Below are 23,770 nucleotides of genomic sequence, written 5' to 3'. Positions count from 1 at the left end.
GTCGCTGATCCGAGTGGGTAAAAGGACCTTGTATGAACGATCAACTGCGCAATTCCTTCGCTTCAGTGGCTCCACCCATCGTTGCTTCACCAGCCAAACGGATCCAGGCACTGACCGGTGACCCGGATTTCATGACGTCCCTGGCCCGTGGCCTGGCCGTGGTGCAAGCGTTCCAGGAGCGCAAACGGCACCTGACCATCGCCCAGATCAGCCACCGCACGGAAATTCCCCGCGCCGCCGTGCGCCGCTGCCTGCATACCCTTATCAAACTCGGCTACGCCACCACCGACGGCCGCACCTATTCGTTGCTGCCCAAAGTGCTGACCCTCGGCCATGCCTATGTGTCATCGACGCCGCTGGCGGTTTCCGCCCAGCCTTACCTGGACCGCATGAGTGAACAACTGCACGAGGCCTGCAACATGGCCACGCTGGAAGGCGATGACATTCTCTACATCGCCCGCTCCGCGACCACGCAGCGGCTGATTTCGGTGGACCTGTCGGTGGGTGGGCGCTTGCCGGCCTACTGCACGTCGATGGGGCGGATCCTGCTGGCCGCGCTGGATGACACGTCACTGGGCGAATACCTCGATCACGCCGAATTGCAGGCCAAGACCAGCCGTACGATTCACACCCCCGAGGCATTGCTCGAATGCCTGCAAGAGGTGCGACAGCAAGGCTGGTGCATCGTCGACCAGGAACTCGAGCAAGGGCTGCGTTCGATTGCGGTCCCGGTGTACGACGCTTCCGGGCAGGTGGTTGCGGCCCTCAATGTCAGTACTCACGCCGGACGAGTTAGCCGCAATGAGCTGGAGCAGCGTTTTCTGCCCGGCCTACTGAGTGCCAGCCGCGACCTGAGTACCCAGCTGTTTACTTAAGGTGTTCGATAAACGCACGGAGTTACGCTCGGCGAATTGACGCTGTTTCCTCTGGATCATTAATGTCGCGACTGCGTCAGCCCCGGTTGGCCCCTTTTCGACTGTGATCCATGGAATAAAAATAATGAACCAGCCCCAGTCTGCTGTAGGCAACTGCCTCGACGTGCAGTCCTTCATCAATGCCCAACCCATTTCGCGCTACCAGTGGCGGGTGGTGATCCTGTGTTTCCTGATTGTCTTCCTCGATGGCCTCGATACCGCGGCCATGGGGTTCATCGCTCCGGCCCTGTCCCAGGACTGGGGTATCGATCGCGCCAGTCTCGGCCCGGTGATGAGTGCGGCTCTGATCGGCATGGTCTTCGGCGCGCTCGGTTCGGGGCCTTTGGCTGACCGTTTCGGACGCAAAGTCGTACTGGTCGGCGCGGTGCTGTTGTTCGGCGCCTTCAGCCTGGCCTCGGCCTACAGCAGCAATGTTGACCAGTTGCTGGTATTGCGCTTCCTGACCGGCCTGGGTTTGGGCGCCGGCATGCCGAATGCCACGACCCTGCTGTCGGAATACACCCCCGAGCGCAAAAAGTCCCTGCTGGTGACCAGCATGTTCTGCGGCTTCAACCTCGGCATGGCCGGTGGTGGATTTATCTCGGCCAAGCTCATTCCGGCCTTTGGCTGGCACAGCCTGCTGCTGATCGGCGGGATTCTGCCGCTGATCCTCGCCGTCGTCTTGCTGCTCTGGCTGCCGGAGTCGGCGCGTTACCTGGTGGTGCGCAACCGCGGTACGGACAAAGTGCGCAAGGCACTGGCGCCGATTGACCCGACGGTGGTGGCCCAGGCCTCCAGCTTCAGCGTGCCGGAACAGAAAACCGTGAAGGCGCGCAATGTGTTCGCGGTGATTTTCTCCGGCACCTATAGCACCGGCACCTTGCTGCTGTGGCTGACCTACTTCATGGGCCTGGTGATCGTTTACCTGCTGACCAGCTGGCTGCCGACGCTGATGCGTGACAGTGGCGCGAGCATGGAGCAGGCCGCCTTCATCGGCGCGCTATTCCAGTTCGGCGGTGTGTTGAGTGCGGTGGGTGTGGGCTGGGCGATGGACCGGTTCAATCCGCACAAGGTCATCGGCACTTTCTACCTGCTGGCCGGGGTGTTTGCCTACGCGGTAGGGCAGAGCCTGGGCAACATCACAATCCTGGCGACCCTGGTGCTGGTGGCCGGGATGTGCGTCAACGGTGCGCAATCGGCGATGCCGTCATTGGCTGCGCGATTCTATCCGACTCAAGGGCGGGCCACCGGGGTGTCGTGGATGCTCGGGATCGGCCGTTTCGGCGCCATTCTCGGGGCGTGGATGGGCGCGACGCTGCTGGGGTTGGGCTGGAACTTCGAGCAGGTGCTGACGGCGCTGGTGATTCCGGCGGCGCTGGCGACCACGGCCGTGGTGATCAAGGGCATGGTCAGTCATGCGGATGCGACCTGACAGTCTGGCTCAGCATCTTTAGTGGCTTTGATGGCCTCTTCGCGGGCAAGCCCGCTCCCACAGGTTTATTGAGTGCTCCCGGGATTTGTGCCTGGTCATGATTCCCTGTAGGAGCTGGCTTGCCAGCGAAGGCGGTGTGTCAGGCGAAGTAAATGTTGGCTGTGTCCGGCCTCTTCGCGGGCAAGCCCGCGCCCACAGGGATACGCGATCAACTGTGGGAGCGGGCTTGCCCGCGAAGCTTTTGGGGATAGGTAGCCAGACAACAATGTGTTCGATAAACGAACACTCAGTCGATTATCGGATTGTTTGGTGTATGCCCGAGGCTTAATCTTCAGTCATTCCGGCGCTGCGCATCGGCGCCTTCTTCCACTGTCGGTTAACAATAAACGGGAGCCTGCCCCATGGCTGAAATCCTTTCGCTGCACGACGCGGTGAAGCAATTCGTAAATGACGGCGATACGGTCGCGCTCGAAGGCTTTACCCATCTGATCCCGACGGCGGCGGGTCACGAAATCATTCGTCAGGGCAAGAAAGATCTGACCCTGGTGCGGATGACCCCTGACTTGATCTACGACCAGTTGATCGGCGCCGGTTGTGCTCGCAAACTGATTTTCTCCTGGGGTGGTAACCCTGGCGTAGGTTCACTGCACCGTCTGCGTGACGCCGTTGAGAAGCAGTGGCCGCACCCGCTGGAAATCGAAGAACACAGCCACGCCGACCTGGCCAATGCCTACGTCGCCGGTGCTTCCGGCCTGCCGTTCGCGGTGCTGCGTGCCTACGCCGGTTCCGACTTGCCGAAGGTCAACCCGCTGATCAAATCGGTTACCTGCCCGTTCACTGGCGAAGTGCTGGCCGCTGTGCCTTCGGTGCGCCCGGACATTACCGTGATCCACGCACAAAAAGCCGACCGCAAGGGCAACGTATTGCTCTGGGGCATCCTCGGCGTGCAGAAAGAAGCCGCGCTGGCCGCCAAGCGCTGCATCGTCACCGTTGAGGAAATCGTCGACGACCTCAATGCACCGATGAACTCCTGTGTATTGCCAACCTGGGCCTTGAGCGCGGTTTGCCACGTACCTGGCGGCGCGCATCCGTCCTACGCCCACGGTTACAACGAGCGCGACAACCGTTTCTACCAAGCCTGGGACCCGATTGCCCGCGACCGTGAAACTTTCACCGCGTGGATCAACGAATACATCCATGGCAGCGCTGACTTCAGCGAGTTCCAGGCCAAACTGGCCGCCGCTTCGGAGGCGAAGTAATGACTTACACCACCAATGAAATGATGACCGTCGCCGCTGCCCGTCGCTTGAAGAACGGTTCGGTGTGCTTCGTCGGTATCGGCCTGCCATCGAAAGCGGCCAACCTGGCGCGCCTGACGTCTTCGCCGGACGTGGTCCTGATCTACGAATCGGGTCCGATCGGTGCCAAGCCGAGCGTGCTGCCACTGTCGATCGGTGACGGTGAGTTGGCGGAAACCGCCGACACCGTGGTGCCGACCGGCGAGATTTTCCGCTACTGGCTGCAGGGCGGGCGCATTGACGTCGGCTTCCTCGGCGCTGCGCAGGTCGACCGTTTCGGCAACATCAACACCACCGTGGTCGGCGATTACCACTCGCCGAAAGTCCGCCTGCCGGGTGCCGGTGGCGCGCCGGAGATTGCCGGTTCGGCCAAGAGCGTGCTGATCATCCTCAAGCAGTCGTCGCGTTCGTTCGTCGACAAGCTCGACTTCATTACTTCGGTCGGCCACGGCGAAGGCGGCGATTCGCGCAAGCGTCTGGGCCTGCCGGGTGCAGGTCCAGTCGGCATCATTACCGACCTGTGCATCATGGAACCGGAAGAGGGTACCCACGAGTTCGTGGTCACTGCACTGCACCCGGGCGTGACCCGTGAGCAAGTGGTCGCTGCCACCGGTTGGGCGATTCGCTTTGCCGACCATGTCGAGCAAACCGCCGAGCCGACTGAAGTCGAACTCACCGCACTGCGTGATCTTGAAGCCCGTACCGCTGCCGCCCACGGCCAAGCCCCCGGAGAAGCGTGATGCGTGACGTTTATATCTGCGACGCGATTCGTACGCCCATCGGCCGTTTCGGCGGTGGCTTGTCGACGGTGCGTGCCGACGACCTGGCTGCCGTGCCGATCAAGGCCTTGATGGCGCGCAACCCGTCGGTGGACTGGAACGCCGTGGACGAGGTGTTCCTCGGCTGCGCCAACCAGGCCGGCGAAGACAATCGCAACGTGGCGCGCATGGCGCTGTTGCTGGCAGGCCTGCCGGAAACCATTCCCGGCGTGACTCTCAATCGTCTCTGCGCCTCGGGCATGGATGCGATTGGCACCGCATTCCGCGCAATCGCCAGCGGCGAGATGGAGCTGGCGATTGCCGGCGGCGTCGAGTCGATGTCCCGCGCGCCGTTCGTGATGGGCAAGGCCGACGCGGCGTTCTCGCGCAACATGAAGCTCGAAGACACCACCATCGGCTGGCGCTTCATCAACCCGCTGATGAAAGCCCAGTACGGCGTGGACGCGATGCCGCAGACCGCCGACAACGTGGCCGACGACTACGAGGTCTCCCGCGAAGATCAGGACGCCTTTGCCTTGCGCAGTCAGCAGCGCACCGCCGCCGCGCAAGCCGCCGGGTTCTTCGCCGAAGAAATCGTTGAAGTGCGGATCGCCCACAAGAAGGGTGAAACCGTGGTCAGCCAGGACGAGCATCCTCGCGCCGACACCACCCTGGAAGCCCTGACCAAACTGAAACCGGTCAACGGCCCCGACAAAACCGTCACCGCTGGCAATGCCTCCGGTGTGAATGACGGCGCTGCCGCGTTGATCCTGGCTTCAGCTGAAGCCGTGAAGAAGCACGGCCTGACTGCTCGCGCCAAAGTGCTGGGCATGGCCAGCGCCGGTGTTGCGCCGCGCGTCATGGGCATTGGCCCGGTGCCGGCGGTGCGTAAACTGATCGAACGCCTCGGTGTGGCGGTCAGCGATTTCGACGTGATCGAGCTCAACGAAGCCTTCGCCAGCCAGGGCTTGGCGGTGCTGCGTGAACTGGGGATTGCCGACGACGCAGCCCAGGTCAACCCAAACGGTGGCGCCATTGCCTTGGGCCATCCGTTGGGCATGAGCGGTGCGCGTCTGGTGTTGACCGCGTTGCATCAGCTGGAAAAAACCGGTGGCAAGAAAGGTCTGGCGACCATGTGCGTCGGTGTCGGTCAAGGCCTGGCCCTGGCGATCGAGCGCGTCTGACGCGCTCTGAAGACTTATAAGAACTGAGGAATGCTTCATGACTGACAAGCCTGGTTACCGTCGCCCGCAGGCGGGCACTCAGCCGGAGTACCTGCACCCGACTTATCAATCCACCAATCTGCGCTCGCCGTCCAAGCCGTTGGTGTTTCTGCCCCATTCGTTGTCGGAAATTACCGGCCCGACCGTAGGTGCCGAGCGCATCAATGAGAAGGACAACGACCTGACCGCCCAGCACGAGGGGCAGCCACAGGGTGAGCGCATCATCATTCACGGTCGCGTGCTCGATGAAAACGGTCTGCCGGTACCGGGGATTCTGGTGGAGATCTGGCAGGCCAACGCCGCCGGTCGCTACGCTCATGCCCGTGACCTGCACGACGCGCCGCTGGACCCGAACTTCACCGGCACCGGCCGCACCGTGACCGACGCCGATGGCTGGTATCAGTTCCAGACCATCAAGCCCGGCGCCTATCCGTGGGGCAACCACCACAACGCGTGGCGCCCGGCGCACATCCACTTCTCGTTGTTCGGGCCGAGCATCCTGACGCGCCTGGTGACGCAGATGTATTTCCCGGGCGACCCGCTGCTGGCGTACGACCCGATCTACAACTGCGTGCCCGATACCAGCGCCAAAGAGCGTTTGATCGCCACGTTCGACCTGGAAAAAACCATCCCTTCCTATGCCCTCGGTTATCGCTGGGACATCGTATTGCGCGGCCGTGATGCCACGCCGATGGAGAAATAAGATGACGCTGACTGCGACCACGTCCCACACCGTCGGGCCGTACTACCACATCGGCCTGACCTGGCTGAACCGCGAAAACCTGACTGTCGAACAAACCCTGGGCGAGCGCGTGGCGATCACCGGGCAAGTGGTCGATGGCAACGGTGATGTCGTCAACGACGCCATGCTGGAAGTCTGGCAGGCCAACGCCGCCGGCAAATATGACCACCCGGAGGACGAGCAGGAAAAACCCCTGGACCCGAACTTCGAAGGTTTTGGCCGGGTACCGGTGGATGCCGAAGGGCGTTTCCGTTTCACCACGATCAAGCCAGGCACGGTCGAGGGGCTCAAAGGCACGACCCAGGCGCCGCACCTGGTGGTACTGGTGTTTGCCCGTGGCCTGGTCAAGCACTTGCTGACGCGGATTTACTTTGATGGCGAGCCGGCCAACGTCGATGACCCGCTGCTGGAGTGCGTGCCGGCCGAGCGTCGCGGTACTTTGCTGGCGAAAAAGGATGCGTCGGGTGTTTACCAGTGGAACGTGATTCTGCAGGGCACCGATGCCGAGACGGTGTTCTTCGACTACTAGCAAATCACTGTAGGAGCCGGCTTGCTGGCGATTGCGGTGTGTCAGCGTCTTCAATGTTGAATGACACACCGTAAATCGCCAGCAAGCCGGCTCCTACAGAGCTGATGCATCTGCGGAACGGGACTGTTGCGAAGTGTGTCTAGACTCTCACTGTCCCCATTGAGTGAAAAACAATGACAACTGACACCGCTACACAACCGCTATACACCGGCGAAGAACGCAGCAAGCGGATCTTCGCGATTGTCGGTGCTTCGTCCGGCAACCTGGTTGAATGGTTCGACTTCTACGTCTACGCCTTCTGTGCGATCTATTTCGCCCCGGCCTTTTTTCCGTCCGATAACCCCACGGTGCAGCTGGTCAACACCGCTGGCGTGTTCGCTGCCGGGTTCCTGATGCGGCCGATTGGTGGCTGGATTTTCGGGCGGTTGGCGGACAAGCACGGTCGCAAGAACTCGATGCTGATCTCGATTCTGATGATGTGCTTCGGCTCGTTGCTGATCGCCTGTCTGCCGACCTACAACAGCATCGGGGTCTGGGCACCAATCCTGTTGCTGTTCGCCCGTTTGCTGCAAGGTTTGTCGGTGGGCGGTGAATACGGCACGACCGCGACTTACATGAGCGAAGTGGCGCTCAAGGGCCAGCGCGGGTTCTTCGCTTCGTTCCAGTATGTGACCCTGATTGGCGGCCAGTTGCTCGCAGTGTTACTGGTGGTGATCCTGCAACAGTTCCTCACCGAAGATGACCTGCGTGCCTACGGTTGGCGGATTCCGTTTGTGGTCGGTGCCATGGCGGCGCTGGTTTCGCTGTATCTGCGTCGTTCGCTGAAAGAAACCACCAGCAAGGAAATGCGCGAAAACAAGGACGCCGGCAGCATCAGCGCGCTGTTTCGCGACCATAAAGCCGCATTCATTACCGTACTGGGCTACACCGCCGGTGGTTCGCTGATTTTCTACACCTTCACCACATACATGCAGAAGTACCTGGTGAACACCGCCGGCATGCCGGCCAAGACCGCCAGCTACATCATGACCGGCGCGCTGTTCTTCTATATGTGCATGCAGCCGATCTTCGGCATGCTCGCCGACAAGATTGGCCGGCGTAACTCAATGCTCTGGTTCGGCGCCCTCGGCACGCTGTGCACCGTGCCGATCCTGCTGAGCCTGAAAAGCGTGACAAGTCCATTTCTGGCCTTCGCGCTGATTACCCTGGCCCTTGCGATCGTCAGTTTCTATACCTCGATCAGCGGTCTGGTGAAAGCCGAAATGTTCCCGCCGCAAGTGCGTGCACTGGGTGTCGGCCTGGCGTATGCGGTAGCGAATGCGATCTTCGGTGGTTCGGCGGAGTATGTGGCCTTGAGCCTCAAGGCCGTGGGCATGGAAAACTCCTTCTACTGGTACGTGACGGTGATGATGGCGATAGCGTTCCTGTTCAGCCTGCGTCTGCCGAAACAGGCGAAGTACCTGCATCACGATCTTTGATCTTCACGCGCGGACCGCAGGCCCGCGCCTTCAGGAATTGTTTATGAACCAGCGACCGGGCAATCAATTGTTCGATGCCTATTTCACTGCCCGCGAAATGCGTGAAGTGTTCTGCGATCAGGGCCGGGTCCAGGCCATGCTCGATTTCGAAGCGGCATTGGCCCGGGCCGAAGCGCGGGTCGGGTTGATTCCGTCGAATGCTGTCGCGCCGATTGAAGCAGCTTGCAGCGCCGGGCTTTATGACTTCGCGGCGTTGGCCGAGGCGATTGCCACGGCGGGTAATTCGGCGATTCCGTTGGTCAAGGCACTGGGCAAACAGATCGCTTCGCAGAATGCCGAGGCTGAGCGTTACGTGCATCTGGGCGCGACCAGTCAGGACGTGATGGACAGCGGCCTGGTCCTGCAATTGCGCCGCGCACTGGAACTGATCGAGAGCGATCTGGCGCAATTGGGCCAAACCCTCGCGACGCAGGCTCAACGATATGCGGCGACGCCGCTGGCCGGGCGCACCTGGTTGCAGCATGCAACGCCGGTCACCCTCGGCATGAAAATCGCTGGCTGGCTGGGAGCGGTGACGCGCAGTCGCCAACGCTTGGCCGAACTGAAACCGCGTCTGCTGGTGCTGCAATTTGGCGGTGCATCCGGAACCCTGGCGGCCCTGGGTGAACAGGCCATGCCGATTGCCTGTGCGCTGGCCGAGGAACTGCAACTGACCTTGCCCGATCAGCCGTGGCACACCCAGCGTGATCGGGTGGTGGAGTTTGGCGCCGCACTCGGCCTGATCGCCGGCAGTCTCGGCAAACTCGGCCGCGACATCAGCCTGTTGATGCAAACCGAGGCCGCCGAAGTGTTCGAACCCTCGGCACCGGGCAAGGGTGGTTCCTCGACCATGCCGCACAAGCGCAATCCGGTGGGGGCAGCGGTGCTGATCGGCGCGGCGACGCGTGTACCCGGTCTGCTCTCGACGCTGTTCAGCGCCATGCCTCAGGAACACGAACGCAGCCTCGGCCTGTGGCATGCCGAGTGGGAAACCCTGCCGGAGATTTGCTGTCTGGTGTCGGGCAGCCTGCAGCAAGCGTTGTTGATCGCCAAGGGACTGGAAGTGGATGCCGAGCGCATGGCTCGCAACCTCGATTTGACCCAGGGCCTGGTGCTCGCCGAAGCGGTGAGCATCGTCCTCGCGCAGCGGGTAGGGCGCGATACCGCGCACCATCTGTTGGAGCAATGCTGCAAACGCGCCGTGGCAGAACAGCGTCATCTGCGCGCGGTGCTGGGTGACGAACCGCAAGTGACCGCCGAACTGTCGGCGGCTGAACTCGATCATCTGCTGGACCCCGCCCACTATCTCGGTCAGGCCAAAACCTGGGTCGAGCGGGCGGTGGCTGAACATTCTGCATTGACTGCCTGAAGGAGACTTGCTGTGGCTTTTGTACAACTCGCCGAGGGCGAACTGCATTACCAACTCGATGGACCGGTCGATGCGCCGGTGCTGGTGCTGTCCAACTCCCTGGGCACTGACCTGCACATGTGGGACGCGCAGATCCCGGCGTTCTCCGAGCATTTTCGCGTGCTGCGTTTCGACACTCGTGGCCACGGCCAATCGCTGGTGACGCCGGGCCCGTACAACATCGAGCAACTGGGCCGCGACGTGCTCGCCTTGCTCGATGCCTTGCACATCGAACGCGCGCACTTCTGTGGATTGTCCATGGGTGGGTTGATCGGCCAGTGGCTGGGGATCAATGCCAGTGAGCGGCTGAACAAGCTGATCGTGTGCAACACCGCGGCGAAAATCGGCGATCCGTCGGTATGGGACCCGCGCATTGAAATGGTGCTGCGCGATGGTCAGGCGGCCATGGTTGCCCTGCGCGATGCCTCGATTGCCCGCTGGTTCACCCCGGACTTCTCCGCCGCCAACCCGGCGGCAGCCAAGCAGATTACCGACATGCTCGCGGCCACTTCGCCCGAAGGTTACGCGGCCAACTGCGCGGCGGTGCGCGATGCCGATTTCCGCGATCAGTTGTCCTCGATCAAGGCGCCGCTGCTGGTGATTGCCGGTAGTGAAGACGCGGTGACGCCGCCATCCGGCGGGCACTTCATTCAGGAACATGTGCCGGGCGCCGAGTACGCCGAGTTCTATGCGGCGCACTTGTCCAACGTCCAGGCAGGCAACGCGTTCAGCGAGCGCGTGCTGGCGTTTCTTTCGGCTGATTGAGGGTTTTCCTGTGGATGAGAAACAACGTTACGACGAGGGCATGGAAGTCCGTCGCGCGGTACTGGGCGACGCCCATGTCGACCGTAGCCTGACAACCCTGACCGAGTTCAACTCGGAGTTCCAGGAGATGATCACCCGTCACGCCTGGGGCGACATCTGGACGCGCCCGGGCCTGCCACGCCATACCCGCAGCCTCATCACCATCGCCATGCTGATCGGCATGAACCGCGAGGGCGAACTCAAGTTGCACCTGCGCGCCGCCGCCAACAACGGCGTGAGCCGTGGCGAAATCAAGGAAGTGATCATGCAGAGTGCGATCTACTGCGGGATTCCGGCGGCCAATGCGACCTTCCATCTGGCCGAGTCGGTGTGGGATGAGTTGGGGATTGAATCGCGGGAGTGATCCCGGTGATCCCGGTGATGGCTGTTGACTGAGTTGACGCCTTCGCGAGCAAGCCCGCTCCAACAGGGACCCACGATCAACTGTGGGAGCGGGCTTACTCGCGAAGGCGGCCGGTCAGTCGACATCACCTTCGACTGACACCCTACATTTGTTGTGTATTTACAGCAGGCTGATCGGATAGCTGATGATCAAGCGGTTCTCATCGAACTCGTTATTGCTGTAGTCGCGACGCATGGTCGAGTTGCGCCATTTCAGGTTCAGGTCTTTCAGCGCACCGCTCTGCACGGTGTAGCCCAGTTCCGATTCACGTCCCCATTCCTTGCCGTCGGTGATGCTGCCGGTGTGCACGTTATCGCCACTGATGTAGCGGTTCATCAGGGTCAGGCCCGGTACGCCGAGGGCGGCGAAGTTGTAGTCGTGGCGTACTTGCCATGAACGTTCCTGGGCATTGTCATAGCTGGAGTTGAAGCTGTCGTTGCCCAGGGTGCCGCCGCTGGTGCCGTTGACCCGCATCCAGGCGTTGTCGCCGGTGAGTTTTTGCAGGCCGACGTAGAAGGTGTTGCCGCCATACTTGGCCGAAAACAAGCCGTACAGGGTTTTGTTGTCCAGCTCGCCGGCCCGGGCGCTGCCGTCATCCTTGCCGTAGAAGAAACCCAGGTTGGCGCCCAGGGTCCAGTCGCCAAGCGGTTGGCTGTGGATCAAATTGACGAATTGCTGGCTGTAGATGTCCTTGAGCTCGGCGTTCCACAGGCCGATCTGGGTACGTTTGTCGTTGAACACGTACTCGCCACCCTGGAAGTTGAAACGGTCAGAGGTGAACGCGGCTTTGCCGGTCATCGACATGTCGTCCATGCTGCTGTCGTCGCGCGGGCTGTTCTGGCGGAACTGGCCGCCGTAGAGCGTCAGGCCATTGATTTCCTTCGAGGTGATCTGGCCGCCACGGAAAGTTTGCGGCAGCGAGCGACCATCGTCCGAGCGCAGGATCGGCAATACCGGCATCCATTCGCCAACCTTGACTTCGGTCTGCGACAGCTTGGCCTTGAACGCCACGTTGGTGCGGCCGAAATTGTCCGCCGGGCGGCCGTCATGGTCCAGCGGCAGCAGTTGCGTGCCGCCGGTGCCTTTGCCGCCGTCGAGCTTCACCGAGTACAACCCCAGCACATCCATGCCGAACCCGACGGTGCCCTGGGTGAACCCGGACTTGGCATCGAGGATGAAACTCTGCGTCCACTCTTCAGCCTTGCCCTGGGCCTTGGTCGGGTTAGTGAAGTTGCGGTTGATGTAGAAGTTGCGCAGGTTCAGGTTGACCTTGGCCCCTTCGACAAAACCCGGCTCCTCGGCGTAGGCGGGCAGGGCGGCACTGGCCAGTGCGGCGGCGATCAGACTGGGGACGAAATACTGCGCGGTGGAAGACGTCATGAGCTCGGGTCTCTCTAATTCTTGGGGATGAAACAGGGTGATGCCGCAACCCGGGGTTGCAGACGAATATTCGAAATCAGCACAAAACGAAGCGGGTCAGCCGGAGAGGGCAGGGCGCGGGGGCATGGCGTCGAACCTGTTGTTATTGGTTTTGTGGTTCGGATGGTGAATTGAATGTACTAGATGGTTCAATCGTAAAAAACGGGTTTTGGGCGATTATCGAACGAAAGTATATTCGTGCGAATTAGTATTTGTTTCATTTTTTCAAGTTTCATGTGTGTGGGCTGTTGTCAACCATTAGACCTGATAGTTGTTGTGAGGAGTTTCATGAGTTAGGGTTTTTATCGTGTTGCCCAAGGGTGATTAACTAACGCTTTAAACAGGAGGTTGCCATGAAAACTTCAAGGTCGGAGAATGGATGGCCAGTTAGTGATAGGGGAGATGTACCGTCTGTATCGGGAAGATTGAATGGAATTCTCAAGGTGCAAGGTGAAAGAGATACTGATGTTACAGCGACGGGTTTATATTTTCATTGGTTCAAGGACCCCACCTATTTTTTTCTGCTCGTAGAGGACAACAAAATCGGGATGGAGTTGATTCTCAGAGGTGACGAACTCGAGGCTGGCAAAAGATACGTTATTGATATGAAGAACCCTAGTGATGTGGAGGCGTCGCTCCTTTGGAAGGGGTCTGCGGGACAGTCTGAATCGGACAAGGTCGGGGAGCTACATGTCAGGTTCATTACTCCGGAAGGTGATTTTGAGAGAATCGACGGGGATTTTGATTTTGAATATACAGAAACCGGTGTGGGATTTGAGCGGAAAGTAGGATTTTCGTGTCTGAATTTTTCGTTAAAAGTGCCGAATAAAAAAATTTCGTAAAGGTGTGGGTTTTGATTTGTTCGGTATGTTGGAGTTGTGAAGTTGATATGAGTAAGTGTGTTGGTTACTCAAGGCGAGTGCCAATAAATACCCGCGCCATGGAGCACATATAGCTCAATGGCGTGGGTTTTTTCGTATTGGCAGATCAGAACATCTTCATCTTCGGCGCTTCTTCTTTCAACGGCTCGTTCTTCGCCGTCTGTTCGTTCCAGCCACCACCTAGTGCCTTGTACAGGTTGACCTGACTGATCAGCTGCGCCAGGCGATCGGTGATCAGACTCTGTTCGGAGTTGAACAGCTGACGCTGGGCATCGAGGAACGTCAGGTTGCTGTCGACACCGATGCGATAACGACGCTCGGCCAGGCGGTAGTAGTCCTGGTTGGCGCTGACCAGATTACGCTGTGCCTGTACCTGGTCGGTATAGGTCCCGCGTGCGGCCAGGCCGTCGGCGACTTCCTGGAAGGCCGTTTGAATGGACTTCTCGTAGTTCGCCACACCAATGTCTTTCTGGATCTTCGAGTAATCCAGGCTGGCGCGCAGGCTGCCGGCGTTGAAGATCGGCAGGTTGATCTGCGGCTGGAACAGCCAAGTACCCGAACCGCCCTTGAACAGGCCGGACAGGTCCGGGCTCAGGGTCCCGGCGTTGGCGGTCAGGCTGATGCTCGGGAAGAACGCTGCCCGTGCCGCGCCGATGTTGGCGTTGGCCGCCTTGAGGTTGTGCTCGGCCTGGAGGATGTCCGGACGACGTTGCAGCAAGTCCGACGGCAGGCCGGCCGGTACTTCGGCCAACAGATCGTCGTTCAACGGTTTGGCCGCTGGCAGGTTGGCCGGGACGCCGGTACCCAACAGCAGTACCAGGCTGTTTTCATCCTGGGCGACCTGGCGGGTGTAGCGGGCCAGTTGCGCACGGGCGTTTTCCACCGAGGTCCGCGACTGCGCCAGGTCCAGGGCCGAGGCGACTCCCACTTCGTTGCTGCGCGCGGTGAGCTTGTAGCTCTCCTCGAACGCGGCGAGGGTGTCCTGGGTGACTTTCAGCAGTTCCTTGTCGGCCTGCCAGGTCAGGTAGGCGTTGGCGACGCTGGCCACCAGGCTGAGCTGCGTGCTGCGCCGGCCTTCTTCGGTGGCGAAGTACTTCTGCAACGCTTCCTCGTTCAGGCTGCGAACCCGACCGAACAGGTCGAGTTCGTAGGCGTTGACGCCAACCGTGGCCGAGTAGGAGCTGGTGATGCCGGCTTCGCCGGTCTGCGACGCGTTAGCCGGAAGGCGCTGACGGCTGCCGGTGCCGTTGGCCGAGACGGCCGGGAACAGATCGGCGCGGGAGATGCGGTACTGCGCCGCAAACGCGTCGATGTTCAGGGCCGCGACACGCAGGTCACGGTTGTTTTCCAGGGCCACCTGGATCAGCTGTTGCAGCGCCGGGTCATGGAAAAACTGCTTCCAGCCCTGCTCGGCAGCCGCTTGCGCCGGTGCCTGGGCCGGCGAGTACGCCGGGCCCTGCGGGTACTGGCCCGCCACCGGTGCTTCGGGCTGCTGATAATCAGGTATCAGCGAGCAGCCACCGAGCACGAAGGCGGCGACTGCCAGGGAGAGTAGCGACTTGCTCATTAGCCAGCCTCTTTAGGAGTTTCAGTAGCGTCATCCTGGTCGACCTTTTTACGCTGGCCAATGGACGACACGGTGACGAAAAACAGCGGGACCCAGAAGATCGCCAGCACAGTGGCGGTGATCATACCGCCGATCACGCCGGTACCGATTGCATGTTGGCTACCGGAACCTGCGCCCGTGGATATCGCCAGTGGTACCACGCCGAGGACGAAGGCGAGCGAGGTCATGATGATCGGTCGCAGACGCATGCGGCAGGCTTCGATTGCCGCGTCGCGCAGGCTACGCCCTTGTTCATGCAGTTCCTTTGCAAATTCGACAATCAGAATGGCGTTTTTCGCCGCCAGACCGATAGTCGTCAACAGGCCTACCTGGAAGTACACGTCGTTGGACAAACCGCGCAGGCTGGTGGCCATCAGTGCACCGATGATCCCCAGCGGTACCACCAACATTACCGCGATCGGAATCGACCAGCTTTCATACAGCGCCGCCAGGCACAGGAACACCATCAGCAGCGACAGGGCGTACAGCGCCGGTGCTTGCGAGCCGGACAAACGTTCTTCGTACGACAGGCCGGTCCAGGAAATACCGACACCCGCCGGCAGCTTCTTGGCAATGGCTTCGACTTCGAGCATGGCTTCACCGGTGGAATAGCCTGGCGCCGGGGCACCGAGGATTTCCATCGCTTCCACGCCGTTGTAGCGGGCCAGTTTCGGTGAACCGTAGATCCACTCGCCCTTGGCGAACGCCGAGAACGGAACCATGGTGCCGGCGCTGTTGCGCACGTACCACTTCTGCAGGTCTTCAGGGCCCATTCGAGAGCCTGGAATGCCTTGCACGTAAACCTTCTTCACCCGACCACGGTCGATGAAGTCGTTGACGTAGCTACTGCCCAGGGCAATCGACAGGGTGTTGTTGATGTCGGCGATGGTAATGCCCAGGGCACTGGCCTTCTCGTCATCGATTTCCAGCTGGTATTGCGGTTCGTCGTTCAGGCCGTTCGGACGCACCTGAGTCAGGATCTTGCTTTGCGCGGCCATGCCGAGGAACTGGTTGCGCGCTTCCATCAGTTTTTCGTGACCGATACCGGCGCGGTCCTGCAGGAACACGTCGAAACCGGTGGCGTTACCCAGTTCCAGTACCGCCGGTGGCGCGAAGGCGAACACCATGGCGTCGCGGAAGGTGAAGAAGTGCTGCTGGGCACGGGCCGCCACCTTGAACACGTTGTTGTCGGCGTTACGTTCGTCCCACGGACGCAGCATGATGAACGCCATGCCCGAACTCTGGCCACGGCCGGCGAAGTTGAAGCCGGTCACGGTGAACACCGAGTTCACCGCATCGCCTTCACCGCCATCCTTGCCCGGACGCAGCAGGAATTCACGCATTTCATCGACGACCACCTGGGTACGCTGGGCCGTGGAGCCTGCCGGGGTTTGCACCTGGGCGAACAGTACACCCTGGTCTTCTTCCGGCAGGAACGCCGTTGGAATGCGGGTGAACAGCCAGATCATGCCCACAACGATCAGCAGATACGCCAACAGATACGGGATCTTGCGCTGCAGGATATTGCCGACACCGCGCTCGTAGCCGCGAACGCCGCGGTCGAAATTGCGGTTGAACCAGCCAAAGAAACCGCGTTTCGGTACGCCGTGCTCGCCTTTTGGAATCGGCTTGAGCATGGTCGCGCAAAGCGCCGGGGTGAAGATCAGCGCAACCAGTACCGACAGGGCCATGGCCGAGACGATGGTGATCGAGAACTGCTTGTAGATCACGCCGGTGGAACCGCTGAAGAACGCCATCGGCAGCAGAACCGCCGACAGTACCAGGGCAATACCGACCAGTGCGCCCTGGATCTGGCCCATGGACTTCTTGGTGGCTTCCTTGGGTGACAGGCCCTCCTCGCTCATCACCCGTTCGACGTTTTCCACCACGACGATGGCGTCGTCCACCAGCAAGCCGATGGCGAGCACCATGCCGAACATGGTCAGGGTGTTGATGCTGAAACCGGCGGCCGCGAGGATGCCGAACGTACCGAGCAATACCACCGGTACGGTCATGGTGGTGATCACCGTGGCGCGGAAGTTTTGCAGGAACAGGAACATCACCAGGAACACCAGCGCAATCGCTTCGACCAGGGTGTGAACCACGCCCTTGATCGACTCCGTTACAACCGGGGTGGTGTCATACGGGAACACCACTTCCATCCCTTGCGGGAAGAACGGCTTGAGGCTGTCGATGGTCGTGCGCAGAGCCTTGGCGGTATCGAGCGCGTTGGCACCGGTGGCCAGTTTCACCGCCAGGCCGGAAGCCGGGGCGCCGTTGAACTGGGCGTTGATGCTGTAGTTCTCGCCACCCAGACCGACTTCGGCAACGTCTTTCAAGCGAACCTGGGAACCGTCCTTGTTGACCTTGAGCAGGATCTTGTCGAATTGCTCAGCGGTCTGCAGACGGGTCTTGCCGATGATCGTCGCGTTCAACTGGGTGCCGGGCAGGGCAGGCAGGCCGCCGAGCTGGCCGGACGACACCTGGACGTTCTGCGCGGCGATGGCGGTCTTGACGTCGATCGGGGTCAGGTTGTAGTTGTTCAACTTGGCCGGGTCGAGCCAGATACGCATGGCGTACTGCGAACCGAACACCTGGAAGTCACCGACACCGGCGGTTCGCGAGATCGGGTCCTGCATGTTCGACACGATGTAGTTGGACAGGTCGTCCTTGGTCATGCTGCCGTCACGCGACACCACGCCGATCACCAACAGGAAGTTCTTCACTGCCTTGGTGACGCGGATACCCTGCTGTTGCACTTCTTGTGGCAGCAGCGGGGTGGCCAGGTTCAGCTTGTTCTGCACCTGAACCTGTGCGGTGTCGGAGTTGGTGCCTTGCTCGAAGGTCGCGGTAATGGTCATGGTGCCGTCGGAGTTACTTTCCGACGAGACATAACGCAGGTTGTCGATACCGTTGAGCTGTTGCTCGATCACCTGGACCACGGTGTCCTGTACCGTTTGTGCCGAAGCACCCGGGTAGGTCACGGAGATGGCGATCGCTGGAGGCGCGATGCTCGGGTACTGGTTGATCGGCAACCGCAGGATCGATAGTGCCCCGACCAACATGATCACCAGGGCGATTACCCAGGCGAAAATCGGACGGTCGATAAAAAATTTCGACATGGTTTACTCCCCTTTGCCGCCGGAGGCTTTATCAGCTGCCTGGGCGGGGGCCGGGTTCTTTACGGCTACGTTGGTCGCTTCACTGGCCTTGACTTCGATGCCAGGTTTGACGAATTGCAGACCTTCGGTGATCAGACGATCGCCGGCCTTCAGGCCGTCTTCGATCAGCCACTGATTACCGACGGTGCGGTTGGCCTTCAGTTGACGCAGTTCGACTTTGTTGTCCGGGCCGACAACCAGTGCGGTCGGCGAACCCTTGAGGTCACGGGTCACGCCTTGCTGCGGGGCCAGGATCGCCGCGCTATTTACACCGGCCAGCAACTTGGCGTGCACGAACATGCCAGGCAGAAGGGTGTGGTCAGGGTTCGGGAAAATGGCGCGCAGGGTGACGGAACCGGTGGTCTGGTCAACCGAGATTTCGGAGAACTCCAGTTTGCCGTCCAGCTTGTAATCGCTGCCGTCTTCGAGGGTCAGCTTGACCGAGGCCGCGTTGTCGCCGGCTTTTTGCAGGCGGCCGCTTTCCAGCTCGCGGCGCAGTTGCAACAGCTCGACGGAGGACTGCGTCACGTCGACGTAGATCGGGTCGATTTGCTGAATCACTGCCATTGCATCGACCTGGGCATTGCTGACCAGCGCGCCTTCGGTCACCGAAGAGCGGCCGATACGGCCGGTCAGCGGGGCATAGACCTTGGTGTAGCGCACGTTGATCTGTGCGGTTTGCAGCGCGGCTTCCGATTGCAGACGGTTGGCCACGGCGGTGTCGTATTCCTGACGGCTTACGGCTTGTTCGTCGACCAGTTGCTTGTAGCGGTCGGAAACCGACTTGGTCGAACGCAGGTTGGCTTCGGCGCTGGCGAGCGTAGCTTCATAGATCGAAGGGTCGATCTGATAGAGCTGCTGGCCGGCCTTGACGTCGCTGCCTTCCTTGAACAGGCGCTTGAGAATGATGCCGTTGACCTGCGGACGGACTTCGGCAATGCGGAATGCACTGGTGCGGCCAGGCAGATCGGAGGTCAGGGTGAAAGCTTGCGGTTGCAGAGTCACGACGCCGACCTGAGGGGGTGGGGCGACCGGTGCTGCCTCTTCCTTTTTGCATCCGCTGAGTAGCGATGCCAGGGCGACGGCGGCGACCAGAGCGGTAACAGCTGGCTTGAATTGCATGAAAATCCTCGGGTCAGGCGCGCAAGGAGCGCACCGGAAAGGTGGAAGGTTGAAATTTGTTTACCGAGTGGATAAGTAGTTTGCTAAGGAATATACTTACGTACATGGTTGTTTGTAAAGACCCAAGCTGCGTATCACCGTCGTTACACAAGCCGTTGAAAGGTTGGAATTGTAGGCCGGGGACGAACCCCCAGAACGTTCGCCCCACTTTTATTCAGCTGATATTCAGACATCGCTGAAGCACCCTGATTGAGGTTGTACTGCCATGGTCCGTCGTACCAAAGAGGAAGCTCAGGAAACCCGCGCGCAAATTCTCGTGGCGGCCGAAAAGGCCTTTTACGAGCGAGGCGTGGCGCGCACGACCCTGGCGGACATCGCGACCCTGGCCGGCGTCACTCGCGGGGCCATTTACTGGCACTTCAGCAACAAGGCGGATCTGGTGCAGGCCATGCTCGACACCTTGCATGAGCCGCTGGAAGAAATGGCCAAGGCCAGCGAAAGCGAGGACGAACTCGACCCCCTGGGATGCATGCGCAAACTGTTGATTCATTTGTTTCATCAAATTGCGCTGGACCCGAAAACCCGACGTATTAATGAGATTCTGTTTCATAAGTGCGAATTCACCGATGAAATGTGCGATCTGCGCCAACAACGAGTGTCAGCCAGCCTTGAATGCAATGTGCGAATCGGCCTGGCCTTGAGTAATGCCGTAAATCGCGGCCAGTTGCCGGAAAACCTCGACACCGCCCGCGCTGCGATCAGCTTGCATGCTTATATTGACGGCATCCTGTACCAGTGGTTGCTGGCCACAGACAGTTTTGAATTGCACACCGAAGCCGAGCGTTGGGTCGATACAGGGCTGGACATGCTGCGCTTGAGCCCCAGCCTGCGCAAATGAAACAAAATTTCTATTGGGTCCGCGTGTTTCACCCAAGGACCGTTCTGTCACTCGATGTGCTGTAATGGGGTGCTTTTATATACGTACCCTCGGCGGGATGACAGGTAGCAAGTTCAGTATTTTGTAGGGAATTTGTGTCAATCCGGTGAGAAACCTGTCCAGACCTTGTGGGGCAAGTGCTAATCCTTCAGGTACAAAAAAGCCCCGGCTCTTTCGAGTCGGGGCTTTTGCGTTTCAATGGCTGCTGATTACAGCGTCGGGTAGTCGATGTAGCCGACCGGGCCCTTGGCGTAGAACAGTTCCGGGCGCGCTTCGTTCAGCGGCGCGTCAGCCTGCAAACGTGCCGGCAAGTCCGGGTTGGCAATGAACGGCACGCCAAAGGCGACCGCATCGGCCTTGCCGCTGGCCAGCCAGGCATTGGCGCTGTCCTTGGTGAAGCGCTCGTTGGCGATGTAAGGGCCGCCGAAGGCTTCCTTGAGTTGCGGGCCGAGGCTGTCCGCACCTTCTTTCTCGCGGGAGCAGATGAACGCGATGCCACGCTTGCCCAGTTCACGAGCCACGTAGGTGAAGGTTTCGGACAGGTTGTCATCGCCCATGTCATGGGAATCGGCGCGTGGTGCCAGGTGCACACCGACGCGGCCGGCGCCCCAGATTTCGATGGCGGCGTCAGTCACTTCCAACAGCAGGCGGGCACGGTTTTCCAGGGAACCGCCGTAGTTGTCGGTGCGCTGGTTGGTGCTGCTTTGCAGGAACTGGTCGAGCAGGTAGCCGTTGGCGCCGTGGATTTCCACGCCGTCGAAGCCGGCGGCCTTGGCGTTCTCGGCACCGACGCGATAGGCGTCTACGATGTCGGCGATTTCAGCGGTTTCCAGGGCGCGCGGCGTCGGGTAGTCGGCCATCGGGCGCACCAGGCTGACGTGGCCCTTTGGCTGTATGGCGCTCGGCGCGACCGGGGCATCGCCGTTCAGGTACGACGGGTGCGACACCCGGCCCACGTGCCACAGTTGCAGGAAGATCTTGCCGCCCGCGCCATAGACCGCCTTGGTCACGTTGGACCAGCCACGTACCTGATCGTTGGACCAGATGCCCGGGGTGTCCGGGTAGCCGACGCCCATCGGGGTGACCGAAGTGGCTTCGCTGAGGATCAGGCCGGCGGAGGCACGCTGCACGTAGTACTCGGCCATCAGTGCATTCGGCACCCGGCCTTCGTCGGCGCGGCAGCGGGTCAGCGGCGCCATGATGATGCGGTTGGCCAACTCGAGGTCGCCCAGTTTGATCGGATCGAAAATAGTCGTCATCTAATACAACCCTCGTGAGGTAATGGTGAATCAGTTGGTAGCAGGTGCCAGATCGGGATTGCCGCTCTGACGGAAAGTAATCAGGGTCACCAGCAGGGCGAGTACCGCCAGTACCGCTGCCGCGAGCGGCACGCTGGTCAGGCCGAAGCCGTGGGCGATCACGCTGCCACCGACCCAGGCACCGAGTGCGTTGCCGACGTTGAAAGCGCCGATGTTCAAGGTCGACACCAGGTTCGGTGCGGCCTTGCCGAAGGTCACTACGTTCACTTGCAGCGCCGGTACGGCGGCAAAACACGCGGTGGCCCAGAGGAACAGGGTGATTTCGGTCGGGATCAGCGCGACGCTGGTCCAGGTCAGCACGGTGGACACCACGGCCATGGTGATGAACACGCCGATCAGCGTTGCGGCCATGCCTTTGTCGGCCAACTTGCCGCCGATGATGTTGCCGACCGTCAGGCCCAGGCCGATCAGCATCAGGGTCCAGGTCACGCCACGGGGTGAGACGCCGGTGACTTCGCCCAGCAGCGGCGCAACGTAGGTGAACAGGGTGAACACCGAGGCGGCGAACAGTGCGGTCATGCTCAGGGACAGCCAGATGCCAGCGCCCTTGAGCGCGGCCAGTTCGGCGCGCATGTCGAGTTTTTCTTCATCACGCTGTGCCGGCAGGAAGCGGATCAGACCGATCAGGGCGATCACACCGATCACGGTCACCGCCCAGAAGGTCGAGCGCCAGCCGGCTTCCTGACCGAGGGCGGTGCCCAGCGGTACGCCGAGGACGTTGGCCAGGGTCAGGCCTGTGAACATCAGGGCCACGGCCGAAGCGCGCTTGTTCGCAGGCACCAGGCCGGCGGCTACCACTGAACCGATGCCGAAGAAGGCGCCATGGCACAGGGCGGTGACCACACGGGCAAACATCAGCACGTTGTAGTCGCCGGCCACTGCGCAGAGCAGGTTGCCGACAATGAAAATGCCCATCAACGCCACCAGGGCTGCCTTGCGCGGCAGTTTGGCGGTGGCCAGCGCCATGAACGGCGCGCCGATGGCCACGCCCAGGGCGTAACCGGTCACCAGCCAGCCGGCACCAGGGATCGACACACCGAGGTCAGCCGCCACGTTGGGCAACAGGCCCATGATGACGAACTCGGTGGTGCCGATGGCGAAGGCGCTCAAGGCCAGGATGAGTAGCGGGAGGGGCATGGGGTAATTCCTTTTTTAGCCGACTGACGTTAAGGGTCAGAGCTCTTTGTTAAAGGTGCGGAGGAACTCCTGGATGGTTTCCTCGTTGCGTTTGAAAAAGTGCCACTGGCCGACTTTGCGGCTGCTGATCAGGCCGGCGCGTTGCAGGGTCGCCAGGTGTGCGGACACCGTGGACTGCGACAGGCCGCAACGTTGATCGATCTGCCCGGCGCAAACGCCGTGCTCGTTGCTGTGGGACTGGTCGGGAAATTCGACGGTCGGGTCCTTGAGCCAGTGCAGGATTTCTCGCCGTACTGGGTGCGCCAGGGCTTTTATTATTTCGTCGAGATTGATGGTCATGATGTGGGCTCGTGATGTGTAAAACGCTATATCGCGATGAGGCGAACTTTAAATCGGTATTTCGCGATATACAAATATGATTTGGCTCTGACCAGCTCACATTTCGGTATATCGAGTTATAACGATACGTTGAGTGTAACAAGACAAGGGGGCAGTGCTAAGCTGCGCCCATGAACTATCTCGCACATCTTCACCTCGGTGGCCAGCGTCCCGGCCAATTGCTCGGCAGCCTGTATGGCGATTTCGTCAAGGGACGGCTGCAAGGGCAATTCGCTCCGGAGATCGAGAGGGCTATCCAGTTGCACCGCAGCATCGACGTGTTCACCGATCGCCATCCCCTGGTGGATATCGCGTTGTCGCGTTTCGCCCTGATCCGTCGGCGCTACGCGGGGATCGTGCTCGACGTGTTTTTCGACCATTGCCTGGCCCGGGACTGGGCGCTGTATGCCGACCGGCCCCTGGCGTTATTCACCTCGGACGTTTATCGGGTGCTGTCCAGCGAACGGCAATTGCCGGAGCGCCTGGCGAAGATTGCGCCGCACATGGTGGCCAATGACTGGTTGGGGTCGTATCAGGAGTTCGAAGTGCTGGAGCAGGTGTTGCGCGGGATCTCGCGACGCCTGACCCGGCCGGAGGAGCTGGCGGCGGCGATGCAGGAACTGCGGCGGTTGTATGAGCCGTTGAGCGAGGACTTCAGGCTGTTCTATCCGCAGCTGCAGGATTTTGCCCGGAACTATCCAACGGTATAGATCCAATGTGGGAGCGGGCTTGCTCGCGAAGGCGGTGTGTCAGGCGACATTGATATCGGCTGACACACCGCC

At 60.6% G+C, this 23,770-nt stretch carries 21 protein-coding genes; 14 read left to right on the top strand and 7 right to left on the bottom strand.

Annotated features, from left to right (window positions below):
- Nucleotides 1-32 precede the first annotated feature (32 nt).
- The 11 genes from pcaR (at nucleotide 33) to pcaC (ending at nucleotide 10,989) form a co-directional block, all read left to right on the top strand.
- Nucleotides 33-875 carry a pca regulon transcriptional regulator PcaR gene (pcaR, locus tag KGA88_RS13220; protein ID WP_095945396.1) on the top strand — a complete coding sequence of 281 codons (843 nt, stop codon included), beginning with the start codon at nucleotides 33-35 and terminating at the stop codon, nucleotides 873-875.
- Nucleotides 876-999: 124 nt separating this feature from the next.
- A complete protein-coding gene (locus KGA88_RS13215) occupies nucleotides 1,000-2,346 on the top strand; it encodes an MFS transporter (protein WP_223591546.1) in 1,347 nt (448 codons plus the stop codon).
- A gap of 401 nt (nucleotides 2,347-2,747) precedes the next feature.
- Nucleotides 2,748-3,605: a CoA transferase subunit A gene (locus KGA88_RS13210; protein WP_020798340.1), complete on the top strand. Its 858-nt coding sequence runs from the start codon at nucleotides 2,748-2,750 to the stop codon at nucleotides 3,603-3,605.
- Entirely contained in the window at nucleotides 3,605-4,384 is a 780-nt protein-coding gene (locus KGA88_RS13205; RefSeq protein ID WP_056720807.1) for a CoA-transferase subunit beta, read from the top strand. Before KGA88_RS13210 ends, KGA88_RS13205 begins: the two co-directional genes overlap by 1 nt.
- A complete protein-coding gene (pcaF, locus tag KGA88_RS13200; RefSeq protein ID WP_223591544.1) occupies nucleotides 4,381-5,586 on the top strand; it encodes a 3-oxoadipyl-CoA thiolase in 1,206 nt (401 codons plus the stop codon). Before KGA88_RS13205 ends, pcaF begins: the two co-directional genes overlap by 4 nt.
- Before the next feature lie 37 nt (nucleotides 5,587-5,623).
- Nucleotides 5,624-6,328, top strand: a complete 705-nt coding sequence (pcaH, locus tag KGA88_RS13195; RefSeq protein WP_007986323.1) for a protocatechuate 3,4-dioxygenase subunit beta — start codon at nucleotides 5,624-5,626, stop codon at nucleotides 6,326-6,328.
- A 1-nt stretch (nucleotide 6,329) separates the two neighbouring features.
- On the top strand, nucleotides 6,330-6,896 hold the full coding sequence (pcaG, locus tag KGA88_RS13190; RefSeq protein WP_110660795.1) for a protocatechuate 3,4-dioxygenase subunit alpha: 567 nt from the start codon (nucleotides 6,330-6,332) through the stop codon (nucleotides 6,894-6,896).
- A 173-nt stretch (nucleotides 6,897-7,069) separates the two neighbouring features.
- Nucleotides 7,070-8,374: an MFS family transporter gene (locus KGA88_RS13185; RefSeq protein WP_223591542.1), complete on the top strand. Its 1,305-nt coding sequence runs from the start codon at nucleotides 7,070-7,072 to the stop codon at nucleotides 8,372-8,374.
- A 43-nt stretch (nucleotides 8,375-8,417) separates the two neighbouring features.
- Nucleotides 8,418-9,782, top strand: coding sequence for a 3-carboxy-cis,cis-muconate cycloisomerase (locus KGA88_RS13180; protein ID WP_223591540.1), 1,365 nt, complete (start codon nucleotides 8,418-8,420; stop codon nucleotides 9,780-9,782).
- 12 nt (nucleotides 9,783-9,794) lie between these two features.
- Complete coding sequence (gene pcaD / locus KGA88_RS13175; RefSeq protein WP_223591539.1) at nucleotides 9,795-10,586, top strand: 3-oxoadipate enol-lactonase; 792 nt, start codon at nucleotides 9,795-9,797, stop codon at nucleotides 10,584-10,586.
- A gap of 10 nt (nucleotides 10,587-10,596) precedes the next feature.
- Nucleotides 10,597-10,989, top strand: coding sequence for a 4-carboxymuconolactone decarboxylase (gene pcaC, locus KGA88_RS13170; RefSeq protein WP_223591537.1), 393 nt, complete (start codon nucleotides 10,597-10,599; stop codon nucleotides 10,987-10,989).
- 159 nt (nucleotides 10,990-11,148) lie between these two features.
- Here the strand turns inward: pcaC and KGA88_RS13165 are convergent, their stop codons facing one another.
- Nucleotides 11,149-12,408 carry an OprD family porin gene (locus tag KGA88_RS13165; protein ID WP_223591535.1) on the bottom strand — a complete coding sequence of 420 codons (1,260 nt, stop codon included), beginning with the start codon at nucleotides 12,406-12,408 and terminating at the stop codon, nucleotides 11,149-11,151.
- Between the two features lie 392 nt (nucleotides 12,409-12,800).
- Here KGA88_RS13165 and KGA88_RS13160 point away from each other — a divergent pair, with 392 nt between their 5' ends.
- Complete coding sequence (locus tag KGA88_RS13160; protein ID WP_223591533.1) at nucleotides 12,801-13,289, top strand: hypothetical protein; 489 nt, start codon at nucleotides 12,801-12,803, stop codon at nucleotides 13,287-13,289.
- Nucleotides 13,290-13,434: 145 nt separating this feature from the next.
- On the opposite strand, the gene emhC is transcribed toward KGA88_RS13160, so the two are convergent.
- Genes emhC through KGA88_RS13145 form a run of 3 tightly spaced genes read right to left on the bottom strand, consistent with a single transcriptional unit; the run spans nucleotide 13,435 to nucleotide 19,217 of the window.
- Nucleotides 13,435-14,895, bottom strand: a complete 1,461-nt coding sequence (gene emhC, locus KGA88_RS13155; protein WP_223591531.1) for an efflux RND transporter outer membrane subunit EmhC — start codon at nucleotides 14,893-14,895, stop codon at nucleotides 13,435-13,437.
- Nucleotides 14,895-18,056, bottom strand: a complete 3,162-nt coding sequence (gene emhB / locus KGA88_RS13150) for an efflux RND transporter permease subunit EmhB (protein WP_223591521.1) — start codon at nucleotides 18,054-18,056, stop codon at nucleotides 14,895-14,897. Before emhB ends, emhC begins: the two co-directional genes overlap by 1 nt.
- A gap of 3 nt (nucleotides 18,057-18,059) precedes the next feature.
- On the bottom strand, nucleotides 18,060-19,217 hold the full coding sequence (locus KGA88_RS13145; protein WP_110658100.1) for an efflux RND transporter periplasmic adaptor subunit: 1,158 nt from the start codon (nucleotides 19,215-19,217) through the stop codon (nucleotides 18,060-18,062).
- Nucleotides 19,218-19,482: 265 nt separating this feature from the next.
- On the opposite strand from KGA88_RS13145, the gene emhR reads away from it, so the two are divergent.
- The gene (emhR, locus tag KGA88_RS13140) at nucleotides 19,483-20,115 is read left to right on the top strand and encodes an efflux system transcriptional repressor EmhR (protein ID WP_110658102.1); all 633 of its coding nucleotides are present in this window, start codon (nucleotides 19,483-19,485) and stop codon (nucleotides 20,113-20,115) included.
- A 248-nt stretch (nucleotides 20,116-20,363) separates the two neighbouring features.
- Here the strand turns inward: emhR and KGA88_RS13135 are convergent, their stop codons facing one another.
- Genes KGA88_RS13135 through KGA88_RS13125 form a run of 3 tightly spaced genes read right to left on the bottom strand, consistent with a single transcriptional unit; the run spans nucleotide 20,364 to nucleotide 22,949 of the window.
- A complete protein-coding gene (locus tag KGA88_RS13135) occupies nucleotides 20,364-21,413 on the bottom strand; it encodes an alkene reductase (protein ID WP_223591512.1) in 1,050 nt (349 codons plus the stop codon).
- A gap of 30 nt (nucleotides 21,414-21,443) precedes the next feature.
- Complete coding sequence (locus KGA88_RS13130) at nucleotides 21,444-22,610, bottom strand: MFS transporter (protein ID WP_223591511.1); 1,167 nt, start codon at nucleotides 22,608-22,610, stop codon at nucleotides 21,444-21,446.
- 36 nt (nucleotides 22,611-22,646) lie between these two features.
- Nucleotides 22,647-22,949, bottom strand: a complete 303-nt coding sequence (locus KGA88_RS13125; protein ID WP_110658108.1) for an ArsR/SmtB family transcription factor — start codon at nucleotides 22,947-22,949, stop codon at nucleotides 22,647-22,649.
- Nucleotides 22,950-23,119: 170 nt separating this feature from the next.
- Here KGA88_RS13125 and KGA88_RS13120 point away from each other — a divergent pair, with 170 nt between their 5' ends.
- Nucleotides 23,120-23,698 (top strand): ACP phosphodiesterase, encoded by a 579-nt coding sequence (locus KGA88_RS13120; protein WP_223591509.1) that lies wholly within the window; start codon nucleotides 23,120-23,122, stop codon nucleotides 23,696-23,698.
- Nucleotides 23,699-23,770: the final 72 nt, after the last annotated feature.

The sequence above is a fragment of the Pseudomonas sp. A-R-19 genome, assembly GCF_019956575.1.
Lineage (GTDB): Bacteria > Pseudomonadota > Gammaproteobacteria > Pseudomonadales > Pseudomonadaceae > Aquipseudomonas.
This window is presented reverse-complemented; position numbering and strand designations above follow the sequence as displayed.

Excerpts from the sequence above, each read along its gene's own strand:
- pcaR (WP_095945396.1), top strand. The coding sequence starts at position 33 with ATGAACGATCAACTGCGCAATTCCTTCGCTTCAGTGGCTCCACCCATC.
- KGA88_RS13215 (WP_223591546.1), top strand. The coding sequence starts at position 1,000 with ATGAACCAGCCCCAGTCTGCTGTAGGCAACTGCCTCGACGTGCAGTCC.
- KGA88_RS13210 (WP_020798340.1), top strand. The coding sequence starts at position 2,748 with ATGGCTGAAATCCTTTCGCTGCACGACGCGGTGAAGCAATTCGTAAAT.
- KGA88_RS13205 (WP_056720807.1), top strand. The coding sequence starts at position 3,605 with ATGACTTACACCACCAATGAAATGATGACCGTCGCCGCTGCCCGTCGC.
- pcaH (WP_007986323.1), top strand. The coding sequence starts at position 5,624 with ATGACTGACAAGCCTGGTTACCGTCGCCCGCAGGCGGGCACTCAGCCG.
- pcaG (WP_110660795.1), top strand. The coding sequence starts at position 6,330 with ATGACGCTGACTGCGACCACGTCCCACACCGTCGGGCCGTACTACCAC.
- KGA88_RS13185 (WP_223591542.1), top strand. The coding sequence starts at position 7,070 with ATGACAACTGACACCGCTACACAACCGCTATACACCGGCGAAGAACGC.
- KGA88_RS13180 (WP_223591540.1), top strand. The coding sequence starts at position 8,418 with ATGAACCAGCGACCGGGCAATCAATTGTTCGATGCCTATTTCACTGCC.
- KGA88_RS13165 (WP_223591535.1), bottom strand. The coding sequence starts at position 12,408 with ATGACGTCTTCCACCGCGCAGTATTTCGTCCCCAGTCTGATCGCCGCC.
- KGA88_RS13160 (WP_223591533.1), top strand. The coding sequence starts at position 12,801 with ATGAAAACTTCAAGGTCGGAGAATGGATGGCCAGTTAGTGATAGGGGA.
- emhC (WP_223591531.1), bottom strand. The coding sequence starts at position 14,895 with ATGAGCAAGTCGCTACTCTCCCTGGCAGTCGCCGCCTTCGTGCTCGGT.
- emhB (WP_223591521.1), bottom strand. The coding sequence starts at position 18,056 with ATGTCGAAATTTTTTATCGACCGTCCGATTTTCGCCTGGGTAATCGCC.
- KGA88_RS13145 (WP_110658100.1), bottom strand. The coding sequence starts at position 19,217 with ATGCAATTCAAGCCAGCTGTTACCGCTCTGGTCGCCGCCGTCGCCCTG.
- emhR (WP_110658102.1), top strand. The coding sequence starts at position 19,483 with ATGGTCCGTCGTACCAAAGAGGAAGCTCAGGAAACCCGCGCGCAAATT.
- KGA88_RS13135 (WP_223591512.1), bottom strand. The coding sequence starts at position 21,413 with ATGACGACTATTTTCGATCCGATCAAACTGGGCGACCTCGAGTTGGCC.
- KGA88_RS13130 (WP_223591511.1), bottom strand. The coding sequence starts at position 22,610 with ATGCCCCTCCCGCTACTCATCCTGGCCTTGAGCGCCTTCGCCATCGGC.
- KGA88_RS13125 (WP_110658108.1), bottom strand. The coding sequence starts at position 22,949 with ATGACCATCAATCTCGACGAAATAATAAAAGCCCTGGCGCACCCAGTA.
- KGA88_RS13120 (WP_223591509.1), top strand. The coding sequence starts at position 23,120 with ATGAACTATCTCGCACATCTTCACCTCGGTGGCCAGCGTCCCGGCCAA.